Here is a 14,786-nt window from a genome sequence, read left to right as displayed (position 1 = left end):
ATTGCAGGATCGGTCGCAAGTTTGTAGGTGCTGTTGATGGGGTTCGCTAAAAATAAACGGCGGATTCTGGCGGCGACAATAGGGTGGGTGGGTGCACTCTCTGTGGTCCGTAGTGCTGGTGAGAGCTTTTGTATGTCTTCTGGAGTCGAGAGTCCCAATCAAGTTCCCTTGGTCGAGCATGCGAGGGGTTTTGAGAGTCAGAGTTCCCAACAGGTCTCGCCGAGTCAGTCCCTCGCCGATATCAGTGAAGAGGTGACGTTTGCCTTTTCCGAGCGCGTCGGCCGGGATTTGTCTCGTCGTCTAGTGTCCGATGGGCAACTGCGCCTGAGCGAGGTGCAGGAGATGCTCGAAGAGTATTTGCGCAGAGTCCCGGACTTGGAGCGCCAGCAGCGTCTCGAGGAGTTGGTCGCTCAGTTGAGCAGCGGTGCCCTGCACAATCTTGAGAAGCTCATGGCCTATCTGCAGAGTTTTTCCAGTGAGGTCAGTCATCAGTTCGTGGCGCTGGCTTGTGCGCGGCGGGCATTGGCGCAAAAAGCCGGTACCGAGGCCTTGCTCGGCCTGATTGATCAGGCGTTGCTGAAAATGAGCGGCGAGCATGGCGAGGCCATCGAGCTTGGTCTGCGTATCGGGCCATTGGCGCAGGAGGCTGAAGCTCAGGGCGTGGGCGATATCCAGGCACTGCGTGACACCTATCGCGACGCCATTCAGGACTACAAGGGGCTCCGTGCGGCTTGGGAGGACGTGATCCAGCGCTTCGGCAGCGTCAGTCTCGAGGGTGTCGCAGCCTTTATGCTCAAGGCTCTGAGTGCCGATCTCGATAGCCAGCGGACACCGCGTGATTCGGTGCAACTGGAATTGATCATTGGTGATATGCGCAAATTGCGGGAACTCAAAAGCTTGTATTTGCAGGTCCAGGCGCTCTGGAGTGCAACGATAACCAGGGAGCAAGGCCATGGCATTCGGCCCTTTTGAGTTGACCGGTGAGCTGATCACCCTGATCGATAAGCGCTGGGCCACTGTGCAGGATGTCGAGCGCTTGCTTGCCCCGCTGCACATCGTTGACCCGGTGCATAACGTTCATTGCTTTCGTGAAATCAAGCGGCTGATTCGCCTGGTGCCGGTCACGGTCTTTGTCGACGAGGAGCAGCGCCAAAACCTGCTTGATATGTGTCAGTTGGCACTGGATCGGGCTATCGAACGTGAGGAATCCCAATGTCCACAAGAGTAGGGCTGCGTCATGCGCTGGGTTGATGAGGCGCTGGTCCAGTTCTGCCAGAGCCAGGGTGTCAGCGTGTCGGCGCCGGTCGCGGACTTGATCCAGTTGGAGTTCCAGGCCTGGACTCTGCACTTGGAGCGTCATGCTCGTAGCCTGACGCTATGGGTTGCGCTGGAGTTGCCTTGGCATATGCACTACCAGGCACTCAATCGTGCCCTGGCTCTGACCTATAGTCGGACCGGGCCGGGGCTGCCGCTGCGTTGCGGTTGGGTGCGGGACAACGGTCTGTTGTTGTTTATCACGCTGGGCGAGCGGCGGGTCACGGTGCCGGTGCTGGAGGAGGCGCGGCGCACGCTCTCCCGAGCGCGAGAGGCGGTGCTTGCGCCGTGACGAGTATTGATCGATCGCTGCTCGGATTTACGCCCCTGCCTGATGTTGGCCTGGTGCCGGAGTATGTCAGCCTGCCGGAGCGCCATACGCTGCCGCCCGATGGGCATGGCGTCGAAAGTCACTTCGACGCGCTGTACCCCACGCACCAGGGGGAGCGGCAACTGCTCGCGTTTGCCCGGCCCAGCGAGGGGTTTCACGATCTGCTGCGGCCACAGGCTTTTTGCCAGGCCCTGACACAGTTGCGCCAAGCCCTTGACGGTTGTGAGTTGCCTGCTCTGGTGGCCGCCGCCAACTTTCTGAACGAGCGTGGTCAAGACGAGCAGTTGCTCAGTCTGGCTCGCCATTTGTTGCATAAGGCGTGAAGTGATGATGTTGAAACCCATCGAACGGGATGCGTTGCTGCTGCTGGGCTGGCTGCATTTGCAATGCGGACATGCGGCGCGCGCACGCACATTGATTGAGGCGTTGCTGGCCCTAGAGCCGGCACATGTGGCGGCGCGCAAGATCCTGGTGGTGTGCCTGTTGCACCTGGAGGAAGGCGCTGCGGCTGAGCGAAGTTGCGAGCTGTTACAGCGCGCCCAGGAGCAGGATCCGGCGTTGTGGCTGTGCCTGAGCAGGGCCAAGCAATTGCAGGGGCAATCCGAGGAAGCGCGCATGATTCACGAGTCGTTCCTGGTTCGACGGGAGCGCCATGCCATTGCTTACTGATTGGTTAGGGCGCCTGGGGGAGCGTAAGGACATCATGCTGGCGGTGCTGTTGCTGGCAGTGGTCTTTATGATGGTGCTGCCACTGCCGCCCTTTCTGCTGGATATTCTGATCGCTCTCAATATGACGATCTCGGTGGTGTTGCTGATGATGTCGGTCTACATCGGTTCGCCCCTGCAATTTTCGGTATTTCCAGCGCTGTTGCTGATCACCACGTTGTTTCGTCTAGCGCTATCGGTCAGTACCACGCGGATGATCCTGCTTGAAGGGGATGCGGGGCAGATCGTCCAGACCTTTGGCAGCTTTGTGGTCGGCGGTAATCTGGTGGTTGGCTGTATTATTTTCCTGATTATCACCATCGTGCAGTTCCTAGTGATCACCAAGGGGTCGGAGCGGGTGGCTGAGGTCAGTGCGCGCTTTTCCCTCGACTCTATGCCGGGTAAGCAGATGAGTATCGACGGCGATTTGCGCGCCGGGGTGATCGATGTTGGCGAGGCACGTGATCGCCGCGCCAAGATCGAAAAGGAGAGCCAGATGTTTGGCTCGATGGATGGCGCGATGAAGTTCGTCAAGGGCGATGCCATCGCCGGGCTGATCATCATTGTGGTCAATATTCTCGGTGGGATTGCCATTGGCGTGATGCAAAAAGGCCTGAGCGCGGGTGAGGCCCTGCAGGTCTATGCCGTGCTGACCGTTGGCGATGGCATGGTCACCCAGATCCCGGCGCTGCTGATTGCGATCACGGCCGGCATTATTGTTACTCGCGATGCCAGCGATGACTCGGCCGACCTGGGGAGTGACATTGGCGAGCAGGTGCTGGCACAGCCCAGAGCGTTGCTGATCGGTGGTACGTTGCTGATGCTGTTCGGCATGATTCCCGGTTTTCCAAGCATGACGTTCTTTTTGCTCGCTTTATTGGTAGGGGGCGGAGGGTATTGGGTCATTTATCGTCGACGTAGTCAGGCGGCCGAGGCGGTGCAGGACCTGCCAGCTTTGCTGGCCCAGGGGGCGGGAGCGCCATCGGCCAAGCCGCGCTCCAAGGCCGGAGCAGCGAAGACCAAGAGTGGCAAGTTGGCGGACAAAGAAGAGTTCGCCATGACCGTGCCGTTGCTGGTCGATGTCGATGCCGCGATCCAGCAGGATCTGGAAGCCTTGTCGCTCAATGACGAACTGATCAAGGTTCGTCGTGCCCTTTACCTGGATTTTGGCGTGCCGTTCCCGGGCATTCATTTGCGCTTCAATCAGGGGCTGAAGGATGGCGAGTATCTGATCCAGCTACAGGAGGTGCCGGTGGCTCGCGGGCAATTGCGGGTCGGGCAATTGCTGGTCCAGGAAACCGCTGCACAGATGGAGTTGCTTGGCGTGCCCTGCACCGAAGGCGAGGCGCTGCTGGCCGGCAAGCCGGTACTCTGGACGGCGGCTGATCAGCGGGAGCGGCTTGAGCGCGGCGGCTATGCGTTTTTGGGTATGGACCAAGTGCTGACCTGGCACCTGTCCCATGTCTTGCGCGAATATGCGGCGGACTTTATCGGTATCCAGGAAACCCGCCACCTGCTTGAGCAGATGGAGCAGAGTTACTCCGAGCTGGTTAAAGAAGCCCAGCGCATCGTTCCCTTGCAACGTATGACCGAAATACTCCAGCGTCTGGTCGGTGAAGACATCTCGATCCGCAATCTGCGCGCGATTCTGGAGGCCATGGTGGAGTGGGGGCAGAAGGAGAAGGATGTTGTCCAGTTGACTGAATACATCCGTAGCAGCCTCAAACGCTACATTTGCTACAAGTACTCCAGCGGCAACAATATGCTGCCGGCCTATCTGCTGGACCAGGAAGTCGAGGAGCAGATCCGCAATGGTATTCGCCAGACCAGTGCCGGGAGTTACCTGGCGCTGGATCCGGAGGTGACCCAGGCATTTCTCGATCAGGTTCGCCTCACCGTCGGGGATGTCGCGACAATGCAAAGCAAGCCGGTGCTGGTGGTGTCCATGGATATCCGTCGCTATGTGCGCAAGTTGATTGAAAACGACTACCACGACCTGCCGGTACTGTCGTATCAAGAGCTGACCCAGCAAATCAATATCCAGCCATTGGGGCAGGTCACGCTGTGAGCCCGGACCTGATCGGTACCTGGTTGCAGGAGCAGGGTCATGAGGTGCGTGCGCACCATCTGCGCAAGACGGCCATGCAGATCGGCTGGCGCTTTGTCCATCGCGGCTGCGAGGTCGCCTGGCGATGCGAGGGGCGGCGGGTGTGGATCATCATGGTCCGTCGCGTAGAGCAGCGCAGCGGTCTGGGCAATCCGTTCTCTGCATTGTATTGCCTGGCTGATGCCGTAGCTGCGGTGCTCGGGGACGGTGCCACGCTATATGGCAATGTCCAGGTACTTGCCGGCAGCCCGTTGGACGGTGCCAGGCTGGGCCACTTCTATCGATTCTGGACCGGTGCGCAGGAGCCCCAGCCTGGCTGGTTTGAGCTGGAGGCTGTGCAGGTGCAGTCGCTGCGGCAAATAAGAAAACAACAAATGTTCGACGCCCCCTGACAGTGCTCACTAGATTCAGTCCCTAGCATGGGGCTCATGGACAAATACCAACAGCAATACGAACAGACTTGTCGTGCTGCGAAACAGGCTATTGAAAGCAGCGAGCAACGCGAAGCGCTGTTGCAGGAATTATGGCAAGGCTTACAACTCTCCCCAGTGGTCAGCGAGCTGATTTTTCGTCCTGGCAATCCAGAGTTGGCTGGCGCGGCTGAAAACGAGTTGCTGCTGCAGGTGCAGCGTCTACGTGGCGACTCCGCTAAGGGGCTAGCGCAGGGAGTGCGTCCCCTGCGTCCGGTGGCTGTGCGCGGACTGATAATTTAAAGGAGTCGACGATGTCTATGCAGGTTAGCAGTGACAACTCATCTTGGGATGCAGTTATTCAGGAAGTGCAAGGCAAGCCTCAGGCGACTTTGGTTGAAGAGCGGAAAAGGACGCTTGAAGCGTTGTTGGCTTATGTAAAGGGGCTGGGAGTTTCTTTCTCAAAGGATGGCAGCGCCGTTGATGACGAGTTGCTGGAAAAAATACTGGCCTATTGTTTGCCGCGGTTTTCCCCTGTGAAGGATGGCTATGTCGAGAAGCAACTTGAAGCCGGTATAGATACCTTCAAAAGTCTGCTCAAGGCCTATCAGGGAGGAAGCCTCGGTGTGCCCCTTGAACTTAGAGATTTTATCGCGCTGGCTTATGCTTCCCTATCGAATGAGCGTGTCGATGGATATACATTGGATGCTTACCTGGGGAGTATGAATAAAACGTTCTCGGATCGAGAAAGGTTCACGGCCGAACTTAAAGCCCAGACGGCGGAGTTGCAGATATATAGCAAGATCCAGTCGCACGTCAATGCTCAGCTGGCTAAGGGCGAGGGGGCAATCGATATCACTCGTGATCTCGATCTTTTGGATCGGACCTTGTACGGCTACGCGCCGACGGACGACAAGTGGTTGGAGAGTGCCGAGTACAAGTTTATGAAGGCGCTTGATACCGGGCAAAAGAATACGCTGAGCATCGAGGAGTTTCTTGTTGGAGGTCCTAAGGAAAGTGGTGCCGTCGGCGCAGAGCAGTTGCAGCATGTTTATAACTTTAGCAAGGAAAACAATCCCATCGCCAGTTTCGCCACCATGGTGAATGATCGTTCGCGTCCGATTAATGACAAGGTGCAGGAAACAACCGTTCAATTAAATGATGTGAGTGCTCGTTACAACTCTGCAATTGAAGCCATCAAGCGCTTTGTTGATAAGTTTGCCAGTGTAATGAGCGATATTTTACGTGGCATTTAAGGGGGGGGCATGAGTTCTCAGCACACCGGTGCAGTAGAAGACAGTGAACGTGAGCTGGAGGCATTTCTGAGTGATGGCGGGACCTTGGCCATGCTTAGAGATATCTCCAGTGACCAGCTTGAGCAACTGTACTCGTTAGGGTTCAACCAGTATCAGTCCGGAAAGTGGGAAGAGGCGCACAAGGTCTTTCAATCCCTGTGTGTGCTGGATCATTACGATCCGCGATTTTTTCTCGGTTTGGGCGCCTGCCGCCAGTCCATGGGGCGTTTCGAGGAGGCGGTGCAAAGTTACAGCTATGGCACGCTGCTCGATATCAATGAGCCAAGATTTCCCTTCCATGCTGCTGAATGCCATGTGCAGATGGGGGATCTAGCGGCGGCCGAGAGTGGTTTTTACATGGCTCAGTCGCTGGCTGTCCAAGCGGAACATGCGGTTTTGGGCCAGCGTGCCAAAGAGATGCTGGAAACGGTAGTTGCCAAAATGGAGGGGAACAATGAGCGCAACAATTGATCGCGATATGGGATCGGTGTGGTTGCCTTTCGAGCTTGTAACACCGCAGGCGAAAGAGGCTTCGCCGCACGAGGCGATTCTGCAGGTCAGCCAGGTTGTCAACGAGAAAAGGGCTGATGCATCCCCCTCTGGCGTCAGGCTTTCCAGTCCTTCGCCTGGGCTGCAGATGACGGGGGCGGCTGAGCGTGAGTCGCTGGAGCGGCTTTTTGAGCGCGTTGGGCAAGATATCGGGCGGGTGGGCTCGATACTTTCCGGCTTGAGTGTGTCGCGGTTTACCTCGCCGGACACTTTTGCTGTCGAGTTCGCGGCGGTAATGGACGGCCTTTCCAGTGTCCAGAAAAAAAATCAGTTGCAAGAAATTGAACGTGCCCGCCAGCAGAACCTGCAAACGATAGAACTCAATGCCGAGAAGCTGAAAGAGGCGCTGGAGACCGCCAAGGAAGCACAGAAGTCTGGGCTGGCGGCGAAAATTTTTGGCTGGATCAGCGCCGTCGCTTCGATTGTGGTGGGCGCGGTCATGGTCGCGACGGGGGTTGGTGCTGCTGTAGGCGCCTTGATGATTGCCGGAGGCGTGACGGGCGTCGCTAATCAGGCGGTCCAGGAAATGGCGAAGGCTGGCTTGATCAGCCCCGCGGTCATGGAAAAACTGGGTCCAACCCTGATGGTCATCGAGGCCTTGTGTGCGGTGATTGCTGTGGTAGTGACTTTCGGGGGAGCGGCAGCGGGGGCCGTTGCGCGATTGGCGGGCAAACTGGCCAGCCGTGTGGGCGCCAAGTTGGCGGAGACGATGGCTAGCATCAGTGGAAAACTGGCAGGCCTGGCCGGTGATGTCGCCAAATCGAGCTTGAATGGCGTCAAAGTTGCTACGCAGGCCACCGAAACGGTTTTGAATGTCGGCACAGGGGTTTCTCAGTCGGTGGCCTCGGGCTTGAGCGCCAGGGCTACTGATGCCGCTGCTGACGTAAAGGCATCCCGCGCCGAGATGGCAGTGCTGGAGATGTTGCTGGAGAGGATTCGCCAGATGTTGCAGCAGATCACCGAGGCGGCGTCAGGCGTCATGCAGCAGATACTCCAAATGATGCATGCTCAGGATGCCAGCTTACATAACGTAACCAGTCGCCCGGCGACTATCTAAAGAGGGCTTCATCATGTCTGATGTATCAGTGATATCAACGATGCCTGTTACGTACGATTCGGAGGTTGTCTGGCAGGGGCAGTCGTTGGCTGGCGCGACGCCAACCCGCCATGTTGCCTCGGATCATATTGCCTCGAATCCGGTGCAAACCGTACGCAGACCTGCACCTGAGTTAGACGTTCCGCTACAGCACTACGATGTCAGGCAGACGGGCGCGTTGATTGGTGCTCTTGGAGAGAGCATCGCGTTGCTGTTGATGCTGCTCAAGTTCTCGCGTGAGAGTCGTGAGCAGGCCGTTATGCTACGCGATGTCGAGAACCGATCCATGATTTTTGCGCAGAAAGCCCAAGCTGCGGAAATGCGCAAAGGGGTCGGTGTGATGATCGCGATGGCTGTCGTTTCTGGTGTGATGGCGGTGGGTTCGGCAGCTGTCGGAAGCTGGGGGGCATATAAAAACGGCAAGGTGGTTGGCATGGAAAAGGCTTCTGAAAATGTCGGGGTGAACCCCTTGCGTTCCATGGAGCATGAATTCACTCACCGTTCTAACAATGTCCAATCCCTTAATGCTTTGAACCAGTCGAGCGGACAAGTGGCCAATAACGCTCTGCAGGGCAAAGATAAGGGCTTTCAGGCAGCGGCGAAGGGATACGAAGTGGACTCCACAATGGCGCAGCACGAGAAGCAGAAAGTGGATGATCGTCTCGGCTTCAGCACTACGTTTATGAAAGACGTTATCCAGATACTGCAACAGCTTACCCAGAGCCATAACCAGGCCTTGCGAACGGCGGCTGGCGTGGTTTGACGATTGAAGGTCGTTATCGCTACTCGGGATGGGGCGGATAAGCGATCGCACTTTATGTATATGAAGTGCGGTCGCTTGTTTTTGAGAGGGGTCTGGCTCGGCATCTGGTTGTTTGTCGCGGGTTGTAGCCAGCAGCCTTACGAGACTGATGCGCCGTTGTTCGACGTTCGCGGCAAGGTTCTGGTCGAGCGCGGGATTCAACGTTCGGCGCAGATCAGCCTGCGTTTGTATACGTTGGTTGACGGTCGGCCGCTGTCCATTGCAGAGGCTCGCTACACCGTCAATCTGCTGCCCATGCACTTTGCATTCAGGCTGGCCACCTTGCCTCAGGGGCAAGGATCGTTATGGCTGCGTAGCGAGTTGCGCTGGCGCGACAGCACTGTGGTCCAGGCGCGCAGCTGGCAGCCGGTGGTGGCTGGCGAGACGGTGCTCGTTCGTTTGCGTACGCTGTCCGATATTCCCGATTGATGGCGCTATAAGTTGGTTGCGGCACGAAGTTGGTTGTTGAGGCGGCTCTAGTATATAAGCCTAATTAGTGTGTTAACTCTATTTCCTGGCTGCTGCTCTGGAAGGTGGGGTGGTATAAGGCTGCGTGGAGTTTTCCTACTAAAATAAGAGTTATCTTACATTTGCTGGGTTGTTTTTGTTGTAGGATTGTGGGGTGTTAATGTAGATATTTTGTAATTGAAGGTTGATTAATTGCAGAAAGTTCAGGGGTGTTAAGTTTTTTGGCCTGAGCCTGCAACTTTGGGAATACTAATATGCAAGTTGCCGATGTGTATGAGCAGTCGCAGTTAGCGCTGTGTCAGTGGGCTATTCCCGTGTTTGAGTTTTTCTCCGCCTCGGAAGATGGGATCTACGTCGTCATTGAGGGGGAGTTGAGTGTTCAAGACTTCAATACGACATTCAATCTATTGCCTGGTGAGTTGATTTTTCTACGCCGTGGCAACTACATCGTGGGGACTGGTGGGGGCGAGGCCCATCTTATGTGGATCCCGCTATCCGCAGCCTTTCTGCAAAATTTCGTGCAGCGTTATGGTGCCTTGCTGGCAGAGATAGAGCGATGCGAAGAGTCGCAGGGTGGCGGTATCGCATTTTCAAGCACGCCCCTGCTTATAGACTGTGTAGGGTGCCTGAAGGGCTTGCTGGCCCACGACTACCCACCAGTGCTGGCTTCTTTGCGTATCGAAGAATTGTTGATGCTGATGGCGTTCAGTGCGCAGGGACCGGCCTTTATGGCTGTGTTGCGCCAGCAGAGCAATCGGCATGTCGAGCGCCTGCAACGATTCATGGAGAAGCACTATCTGGAAGAATGGCGCCTGGGCACTTTTGCCAAGGAGTTTGGCATGGGGCTGACCGCGTTCAAGGAGTTGTTTTCGGCGGTCTATGGCGGGTCGCCGCGTGCGTGGATTAGTGAAAGGCGTATTCTGCATGCGCACCATCTACTGTTGAATACTGAGCGAAGTATTGTGGAAGTTGCCATGGAAAGTGGGTTTTCCAGTCAGTCTTATTTCACGCAAAGTTATCGTCGGCGTTTTGGTTGTACGCCCAGTCGTTCTCGGCAGATAAAGGGTTAATTTTTTGTTGTTTGATCATAAGGAATGATCAAGGTCGCTCTGTGAGTGTGGGTGGCGGATGAGACCTGTTTGAGTGGTTAGGAAATATAACAGTCAAGGCAGACTATGAATCAGGAAGCTCATACTTATAACCCTCGCTATCGGGCCTTCATGTCTGTTCAGGCGGCGATTGAAAGCAGGGAATGTCCATTGTTCGTAAGGCTTGAAAACGATTGTTCAGGCCCGTTGTTCAAACAGTGCGCAGGCTTGAGTGGATGGCAACTTAAGTTGTTGAAGCGGTTCTTGCATCGCGCGTCGCTTGATCAATTGTTGCGCTCCCGCTGGTTGCAGCGGCGGGTTAATCGGGGGGTGTCTGTTACGCGAGAGGATATGCGCAACATCCTCCATTTGGCTCGACGCAGGAATGTGAATTGGGATGGTCTGTTACCGGAGCGAATCAATCTCGGCTCCTGTGAGTCCATGGTCGCCTTCGTACTGGTGCCGGTGCTTCAGTGGTGGGAAAGCCAGTACGACGAAGTTGCAGTGACCGGTGGTTGTGATTTAGCGCGACTGCAGGTGCATTTTCAGCAGTTACGAGCCCACGAGGCGTTCTGGCGACAGGCGCTGGCAGTGGCTCCGGAGTCGAGTCGGGTGCAGTTGGAGGGGGCTGGGCAGCGTCAACTCAAGGTGCGCTCTGAAATTGCCAGCCTGGTGAGCAGGCTGGAGGCGCTGTCTCACTGGTCAAGACAATCTTGGACGCAGTGGGAGCGAGGCATGGAGCATTACCTGGCCTCGGGGCAATTGGGGGCTTTTCATCCGGTGCCCTTGGTGCTGGCCCCATTCTGGGAAGCGCTGGAGTCGCTGGGTAAGGATACGCAGGCAATGGAGGCAGTACGGACATGGCTATACGAGAGGGATCTATGCCGGGAACAGGACCATTTGTACTGGTCGAGCGCATGACAACCCCCCTTAGCGAGGAAACATGGATCAACTATTGTCACGCCTGGCTGAGCGTATCGGCCAGGCCCCGTTTACAGCCGATACTGCTGGCCGCTACCACGTATGCATTGATGGTCATAGCGTAATTATCGAGCGCCAGGGCGCGGACCTGGTGGTGACCAGCCCGTTCAATTACTCATTGCCAGCCGATTCCTATCGTGCCCGCGGGCTGCTGATTGACCTGCTCAAGCAGGTGACGAGTTGGGCGCGTAGCTGCCCTCAGGGCATCGCCATCAACGAGCTGGGGAATCTGGTGTTGCAGGCGCGGCTGGCGTTCGACAGCCTGGAGCTCGATGAGCTCGAACAGGGCCTGTGCGCCCAGGCTGGAATCCTGGAAACGCTTGAGCCCTGGCTGCTGCAGGCCTCGTCGGATGTTGTGCTTGCGAGACCGACGATATGGCGCCCTTGAAGGTATTCATCAAGCGCCTGGCGCTGGCCTTGGTGCTGACTTCCACGGCGCAGGCTCAGGAGCTCGACTGGCCTGAGGTCCCTTACCGCTACATGGCGCAGGGCGAGAGTCTGCGCGATGTGCTGATTCATTTTGGCGCCAACTATGACAGTTCGGTGATTGTCAGCGATCAGGTCAACGACCAGGTCAGTGGCCAGTTCGATCTCAAGACCCCCAGTGCTTTTCTGCAATTGCTGAGTTCGTTGTACAGCCTGACTTGGTACTACGACGGCAGCGTTCTTTACGTCTTCAAGTCCACTGAAATGCAATCACGGCTAGTTCGTCTCGAGCAGGTGGGGGCCGCTCAATTGAAGCAGGCACTGCAGGCTTCGGGGATCTGGGAGCCGCGTTTTGGCTGGCGCGTGGACGCCAGTGGTCGCCTGGTCTACGTCTCTGGTCCGCCGCGTTACCTGGATCTGCTGGAACAGACTGCGCTCGCGCTGGAGCAGCAGTACACGCTGCGCAGCGAGAAAACCGGCGACCTCTCAGTGGAGATCTTTGCACTCAAGTATGCGGCGGCTGAAGATCGCCGCATCAAGTACCGCGACGATGACATTGAGGCGCCCGGTGTGGCAACGATCCTTTCGCGGGTATTAAGTGAGGCCAACGTGGTATCGGTCGACGGTACCGCGCAAGCGCTTCCACATGCGGCAGCTTCCGGGCGTGCCGTGATCCAGGCCGAGCCCTCGCTCAATGCCATCGTGGTGCGCGATACCCAGGAGAGAATGCCGATGTACCGGCGTTTGATCGCGGCGTTGGACCGTCCTTCGGCGCGTATCGAGGTCGCGCTGTCGATTGTCGACATCAATGCCGAAAATCTTGCCGAACTGGGGGTGGATTGGCGTGTCGGGGTGAGCCTGGGGGCGCGCAAGCTGATTGATGTGCGCACCACCGGCGGGAGCGGCGAAACAGGGCAGAATGTCGGCGCGAGCTTGATGGACAGCCGTGGCCTGGATTATCTGCTGGCGCGGGTCACCCTGCTGGAGAGCCAGGGGCGTGCGCAGATCGGTTCACGTCCGACCCTGTTGACCCAGGAAAACACCCTGGCGGTACTCGATCACAGCGAAACCTACTATGTGAAAGTCAGCGGCGAGCGGGTCGCCGAGCTCAAGGCCATCACCTACGGCACTATGCTGAAAATGACGCCGCGGGTCATTCAGTTGGGGGATCGCCCTGAAATCAGCCTGAGCCTGCACATTGAGGACGGTAACCAGAAGCCCAACAGCTCCGGGCCTGACGGTATCCCGACGATCAATCGCACGGTGGTCGATACCGTGGCCCGTGTCGGTCATGGGCAAAGCCTGCTGATCGGCGGAATTCACCGTGATGAGTTGAACGAGAGCCTACGCAAGGTGCCGTTCTTGGGGGACATCCCTTATCTGGGGGCACTGTTCCGTTACAAGTCCAACAATGCCCGGCGCTCGGTACGGCTGTTCCTGATCGAGCCACGTTTGATCGACGATGGCGTCGGCCACTACGTGGCCCTGAACGGTCGGGGCTATATGGATGATCTGCTGAAGGTCGATGAGTTGTCGAATAGCAGCCTGGCCTTGCGTCAGGCCGTTAGCGTTCATCAATGCCAGGCGCTGGACACCGCTCGCGAAAGCCAAAAGGGCCTGGCCCAGGCCGGCATCGACTCGGCGTTGAGAGCCTGCCTGCGCAATCAGGGCGAGCCCGGCTGGCGCGTTGAACGAGGTTGCGAAGCAGGGCTGGAGCATTGCATGCAAGGCAGTGTGCAGCCATGAGTTGGAAAATTCGCTTCTACAGTGGCCTCAACCAGGCCGTGGATGTGCCGCTTGACGAAGGCCGAGTGCTCATTGGCACGGATCCTCTATTGGCCGATCTGGTGTTGGTCGATGCAGGTCTGGCCGGGGTTCATCTGGTCCTTGAAGTCGATGCCAAAGGCGTGCGGCTGCTGGACTGGGCGGCCGAGCACAGCCCGCTTCAGGCCGGTATGCCAGTCGTGGCAGGCCAGGCCCTGGCGCCCTTCTCTGCGCAGGAGTGCGGTTCCCTGTTGTGGGCGTACTGCGAGCGCGGGCAAGAATTTCCCGCGCAACTGTCAGTTGCAGGTGGTGCTCAGGAGAGGGGTAGCGCAGCCGGTTTCAAGGCGCGCTGGGGGGCATGCATTCTATTGGGCAGCAGCGTCTTATTGCTGGTTCTGGTCGCGAGCCTGATGAGTGATCCCTGGGCATCGGGGCATAACGCAATTGCGCTTGAAGCTCCGGAGCAATTGGTGCGTGCGTATCTGCGTGAGCGGCAGTTGCTCCAGGTCAGCGTTGAAACGCGTGAGGACGGGTTATCCGTTTTGCACGGCTATGTCGAAGACAACCAGAGCCGCCTGGCATTGCAGCAATACCTCGAGCGCAACCACCTGGGCTATCGGCTGGAGGTGCGCAGCATGGAAGAGATCCGCCAGGCGGTGGACGTGATTGTGCACCGCCTTGGCTTTCGCCAGGTCAGTAGCAGCAATGGCGAGCAGCCGGGCTGGATACGCCTGACGGGCGAGCTTGAGCGCGAGGATGAAACCTGGGCACAGATCGGCGCGCTGCTCAAGGCAGATGTTCCGGGCTTGCTGGGTGTGGAAAACCAGGCGCGCCTGGCGGGTGCGCCTCTGCGCCGTCTGGAGCAGTTGTTGCAGGACGCCGGCCTGGGCCGGCTGCTGGCGCTGCGCGATCTAAGCGAGCGTATTGAGCTCAGAGGGCTGCTGAATGAGGCACAACTCCAAAAATTCTCCGAGCTACAGCGTGAGTTTCGTCGTGAGTTTGGAACTCGTCCCGCACTCGAGCTGATCAATCGCGCCGATCGGGGCGCGAGCGAGAAGTTGGAGTTTTCGCTGCGCTCGGCGTCATTCGGGCATGTGCCCTATGTCGTGCTCAATGACAACCGCAAGTACCCGGTAGGGGCCCTGACCCCCCAGGGAGTGAGGGTGCTGGCGATTGAACCGGGACAGATTGTGGTTAGCAAGGGCCAGCAGCAATTCATTATCAATTTAAAGGTAGGGGTGTCCCATGATGACGGAGCTCGAAGTGCGCCTGTCCGAGGCTGATCCGGCCTATGCAAAACAGTTGCAGGAGGAACTGGAGCAAGCTTGCGGCGAGTGCAAGCGTGAACTCATGCGCGGAGGGCCTCCAAAGCCTTATCGGCAGTTGGAACTCAAGGCCCGGGCGCTTGAGGCCGCGATCAGCATTCTTCATACCATCAAGAGGGGTTAAT

General features: G+C 57.5%; 19 protein-coding genes. All 19 read left to right on the top strand.

Annotated elements, in window-relative coordinates:
* The first annotated feature begins 36 nt into the window (after nucleotides 1-36).
* On the top strand, nucleotides 37-972 hold the full coding sequence (gene sctW, locus NPS46_RS07890) for a type III secretion system gatekeeper subunit SctW (protein ID WP_337994236.1): 936 nt from the start codon (nucleotides 37-39) through the stop codon (nucleotides 970-972).
* Complete coding sequence (locus NPS46_RS07885) at nucleotides 953-1,228, top strand: TyeA family type III secretion system gatekeeper subunit (protein WP_274105869.1); 276 nt, start codon at nucleotides 953-955, stop codon at nucleotides 1,226-1,228. Before sctW ends, NPS46_RS07885 begins: the two co-directional genes overlap by 20 nt.
* Before the next feature lie 9 nt (nucleotides 1,229-1,237).
* Nucleotides 1,238-1,606 carry a type III secretion chaperone SycN gene (sycN, locus tag NPS46_RS07880; protein ID WP_274105867.1) on the top strand — a complete coding sequence of 123 codons (369 nt, stop codon included), beginning with the start codon at nucleotides 1,238-1,240 and terminating at the stop codon, nucleotides 1,604-1,606.
* Nucleotides 1,603-1,968 carry a YscX family type III secretion protein gene (locus tag NPS46_RS07875; RefSeq protein ID WP_274105866.1) on the top strand — a complete coding sequence of 122 codons (366 nt, stop codon included), beginning with the start codon at nucleotides 1,603-1,605 and terminating at the stop codon, nucleotides 1,966-1,968. The genes sycN and NPS46_RS07875 overlap by 4 nt, the downstream gene beginning before the upstream one ends.
* Before the next feature lie 4 nt (nucleotides 1,969-1,972).
* Nucleotides 1,973-2,314: a tetratricopeptide repeat protein gene (locus NPS46_RS07870; RefSeq protein WP_274105863.1), complete on the top strand. Its 342-nt coding sequence runs from the start codon at nucleotides 1,973-1,975 to the stop codon at nucleotides 2,312-2,314.
* Complete coding sequence (sctV, locus tag NPS46_RS07865) at nucleotides 2,298-4,418, top strand: type III secretion system export apparatus subunit SctV (RefSeq protein ID WP_274105862.1); 2,121 nt, start codon at nucleotides 2,298-2,300, stop codon at nucleotides 4,416-4,418. Before NPS46_RS07870 ends, sctV begins: the two co-directional genes overlap by 17 nt.
* Nucleotides 4,415-4,849 carry an LcrR family type III secretion system chaperone gene (locus NPS46_RS07860; RefSeq protein WP_274105861.1) on the top strand — a complete coding sequence of 145 codons (435 nt, stop codon included), beginning with the start codon at nucleotides 4,415-4,417 and terminating at the stop codon, nucleotides 4,847-4,849. Before sctV ends, NPS46_RS07860 begins: the two co-directional genes overlap by 4 nt.
* 36 nt (nucleotides 4,850-4,885) lie before the next feature.
* Nucleotides 4,886-5,170: a hypothetical protein gene (locus tag NPS46_RS07855; protein ID WP_274105860.1), complete on the top strand. Its 285-nt coding sequence runs from the start codon at nucleotides 4,886-4,888 to the stop codon at nucleotides 5,168-5,170.
* Between the two features lie 11 nt (nucleotides 5,171-5,181).
* Nucleotides 5,182-6,123: a virulence-associated V antigen gene (locus tag NPS46_RS07850; protein WP_274105859.1), complete on the top strand. Its 942-nt coding sequence runs from the start codon at nucleotides 5,182-5,184 to the stop codon at nucleotides 6,121-6,123.
* Nucleotides 6,124-6,132: 9 nt separating this feature from the next.
* Nucleotides 6,133-6,633 (top strand): SycD/LcrH family type III secretion system chaperone, encoded by a 501-nt coding sequence (locus NPS46_RS07845; protein WP_274105858.1) that lies wholly within the window; start codon nucleotides 6,133-6,135, stop codon nucleotides 6,631-6,633.
* Nucleotides 6,617-7,768, top strand: coding sequence for a type III secretion system translocon subunit SctE (gene sctE, locus NPS46_RS07840; RefSeq protein ID WP_274105857.1), 1,152 nt, complete (start codon nucleotides 6,617-6,619; stop codon nucleotides 7,766-7,768). The genes NPS46_RS07845 and sctE overlap by 17 nt, the downstream gene beginning before the upstream one ends.
* 13 nt (nucleotides 7,769-7,781) lie before the next feature.
* Nucleotides 7,782-8,570, top strand: a complete 789-nt coding sequence (locus NPS46_RS07835) for a YopD family type III secretion system translocon subunit (protein ID WP_274105856.1) — start codon at nucleotides 7,782-7,784, stop codon at nucleotides 8,568-8,570.
* Nucleotides 8,571-8,624: 54 nt separating this feature from the next.
* Entirely contained in the window at nucleotides 8,625-9,038 is a 414-nt protein-coding gene (locus tag NPS46_RS07830) for a YscW family type III secretion system pilotin (RefSeq protein WP_274105855.1), read from the top strand.
* Nucleotides 9,039-9,331: 293 nt separating this feature from the next.
* A complete protein-coding gene (locus NPS46_RS07825; protein WP_274105854.1) occupies nucleotides 9,332-10,147 on the top strand; it encodes a helix-turn-helix transcriptional regulator in 816 nt (271 codons plus the stop codon).
* A gap of 105 nt (nucleotides 10,148-10,252) precedes the next feature.
* Entirely contained in the window at nucleotides 10,253-11,086 is an 834-nt protein-coding gene (locus tag NPS46_RS07820) for a T3SS regulon anti-activator ExsD domain-containing protein (RefSeq protein ID WP_274105853.1), read from the top strand.
* Between the two features lie 22 nt (nucleotides 11,087-11,108).
* Nucleotides 11,109-11,534 (top strand): YscB family type III secretion system chaperone, encoded by a 426-nt coding sequence (locus NPS46_RS07815; protein ID WP_274105852.1) that lies wholly within the window; start codon nucleotides 11,109-11,111, stop codon nucleotides 11,532-11,534.
* 8 nt (nucleotides 11,535-11,542) lie between these two features.
* Nucleotides 11,543-13,318 (top strand): type III secretion system outer membrane ring subunit SctC, encoded by a 1,776-nt coding sequence (gene sctC / locus NPS46_RS07810; RefSeq protein WP_425312711.1) that lies wholly within the window; start codon nucleotides 11,543-11,545, stop codon nucleotides 13,316-13,318.
* Entirely contained in the window at nucleotides 13,315-14,619 is a 1,305-nt protein-coding gene (gene sctD, locus NPS46_RS07805; RefSeq protein ID WP_274105850.1) for a type III secretion system inner membrane ring subunit SctD, read from the top strand. Before sctC ends, sctD begins: the two co-directional genes overlap by 4 nt.
* Entirely contained in the window at nucleotides 14,600-14,785 is a 186-nt protein-coding gene (locus NPS46_RS07800; RefSeq protein ID WP_274105849.1) for an EscE/YscE/SsaE family type III secretion system needle protein co-chaperone, read from the top strand. The genes sctD and NPS46_RS07800 overlap by 20 nt, the downstream gene beginning before the upstream one ends.
* Nucleotide 14,786: the final 1 nt, after the last annotated feature.

The sequence above is a fragment of the Pseudomonas putida genome (assembly GCF_028682395.1).
Lineage (GTDB): Bacteria > Pseudomonadota > Gammaproteobacteria > Pseudomonadales > Pseudomonadaceae > Aquipseudomonas > Aquipseudomonas putida_AB.
This window is presented reverse-complemented; position numbering and strand designations above follow the sequence as displayed.

What these genes read in the sequence shown, in the direction of transcription:
- NPS46_RS07870 (WP_274105863.1), top strand. Translation starts at nt 1,973, where the DNA reads ATGATGTTGAAACCCATCGAACGGGATGCGTTGCTGCTGCTGGGCTGG.
- NPS46_RS07830 (WP_274105855.1), top strand. Translation starts at nt 8,625, where the DNA reads ATGTATATGAAGTGCGGTCGCTTGTTTTTGAGAGGGGTCTGGCTCGGC.
- sctD (WP_274105850.1), top strand. Translation starts at nt 13,315, where the DNA reads ATGAGTTGGAAAATTCGCTTCTACAGTGGCCTCAACCAGGCCGTGGAT.
- sctE (WP_274105857.1), top strand. Translation starts at nt 6,617, where the DNA reads ATGAGCGCAACAATTGATCGCGATATGGGATCGGTGTGGTTGCCTTTC.
- NPS46_RS07835 (WP_274105856.1), top strand. Translation starts at nt 7,782, where the DNA reads ATGTCTGATGTATCAGTGATATCAACGATGCCTGTTACGTACGATTCG.
- NPS46_RS07885 (WP_274105869.1), top strand. Translation starts at nt 953, where the DNA reads ATGGCATTCGGCCCTTTTGAGTTGACCGGTGAGCTGATCACCCTGATC.
- NPS46_RS07815 (WP_274105852.1), top strand. Translation starts at nt 11,109, where the DNA reads ATGGATCAACTATTGTCACGCCTGGCTGAGCGTATCGGCCAGGCCCCG.
- NPS46_RS07850 (WP_274105859.1), top strand. Translation starts at nt 5,182, where the DNA reads ATGTCTATGCAGGTTAGCAGTGACAACTCATCTTGGGATGCAGTTATT.
- NPS46_RS07820 (WP_274105853.1), top strand. Translation starts at nt 10,253, where the DNA reads ATGAATCAGGAAGCTCATACTTATAACCCTCGCTATCGGGCCTTCATG.
- NPS46_RS07825 (WP_274105854.1), top strand. Translation starts at nt 9,332, where the DNA reads ATGCAAGTTGCCGATGTGTATGAGCAGTCGCAGTTAGCGCTGTGTCAG.
- NPS46_RS07855 (WP_274105860.1), top strand. Translation starts at nt 4,886, where the DNA reads ATGGACAAATACCAACAGCAATACGAACAGACTTGTCGTGCTGCGAAA.
- sctW (WP_337994236.1), top strand. Translation starts at nt 37, where the DNA reads ATGGGGTTCGCTAAAAATAAACGGCGGATTCTGGCGGCGACAATAGGG.
- NPS46_RS07845 (WP_274105858.1), top strand. Translation starts at nt 6,133, where the DNA reads ATGAGTTCTCAGCACACCGGTGCAGTAGAAGACAGTGAACGTGAGCTG.
- sycN (WP_274105867.1), top strand. Translation starts at nt 1,238, where the DNA reads ATGCGCTGGGTTGATGAGGCGCTGGTCCAGTTCTGCCAGAGCCAGGGT.
- sctV (WP_274105862.1), top strand. Translation starts at nt 2,298, where the DNA reads ATGCCATTGCTTACTGATTGGTTAGGGCGCCTGGGGGAGCGTAAGGAC.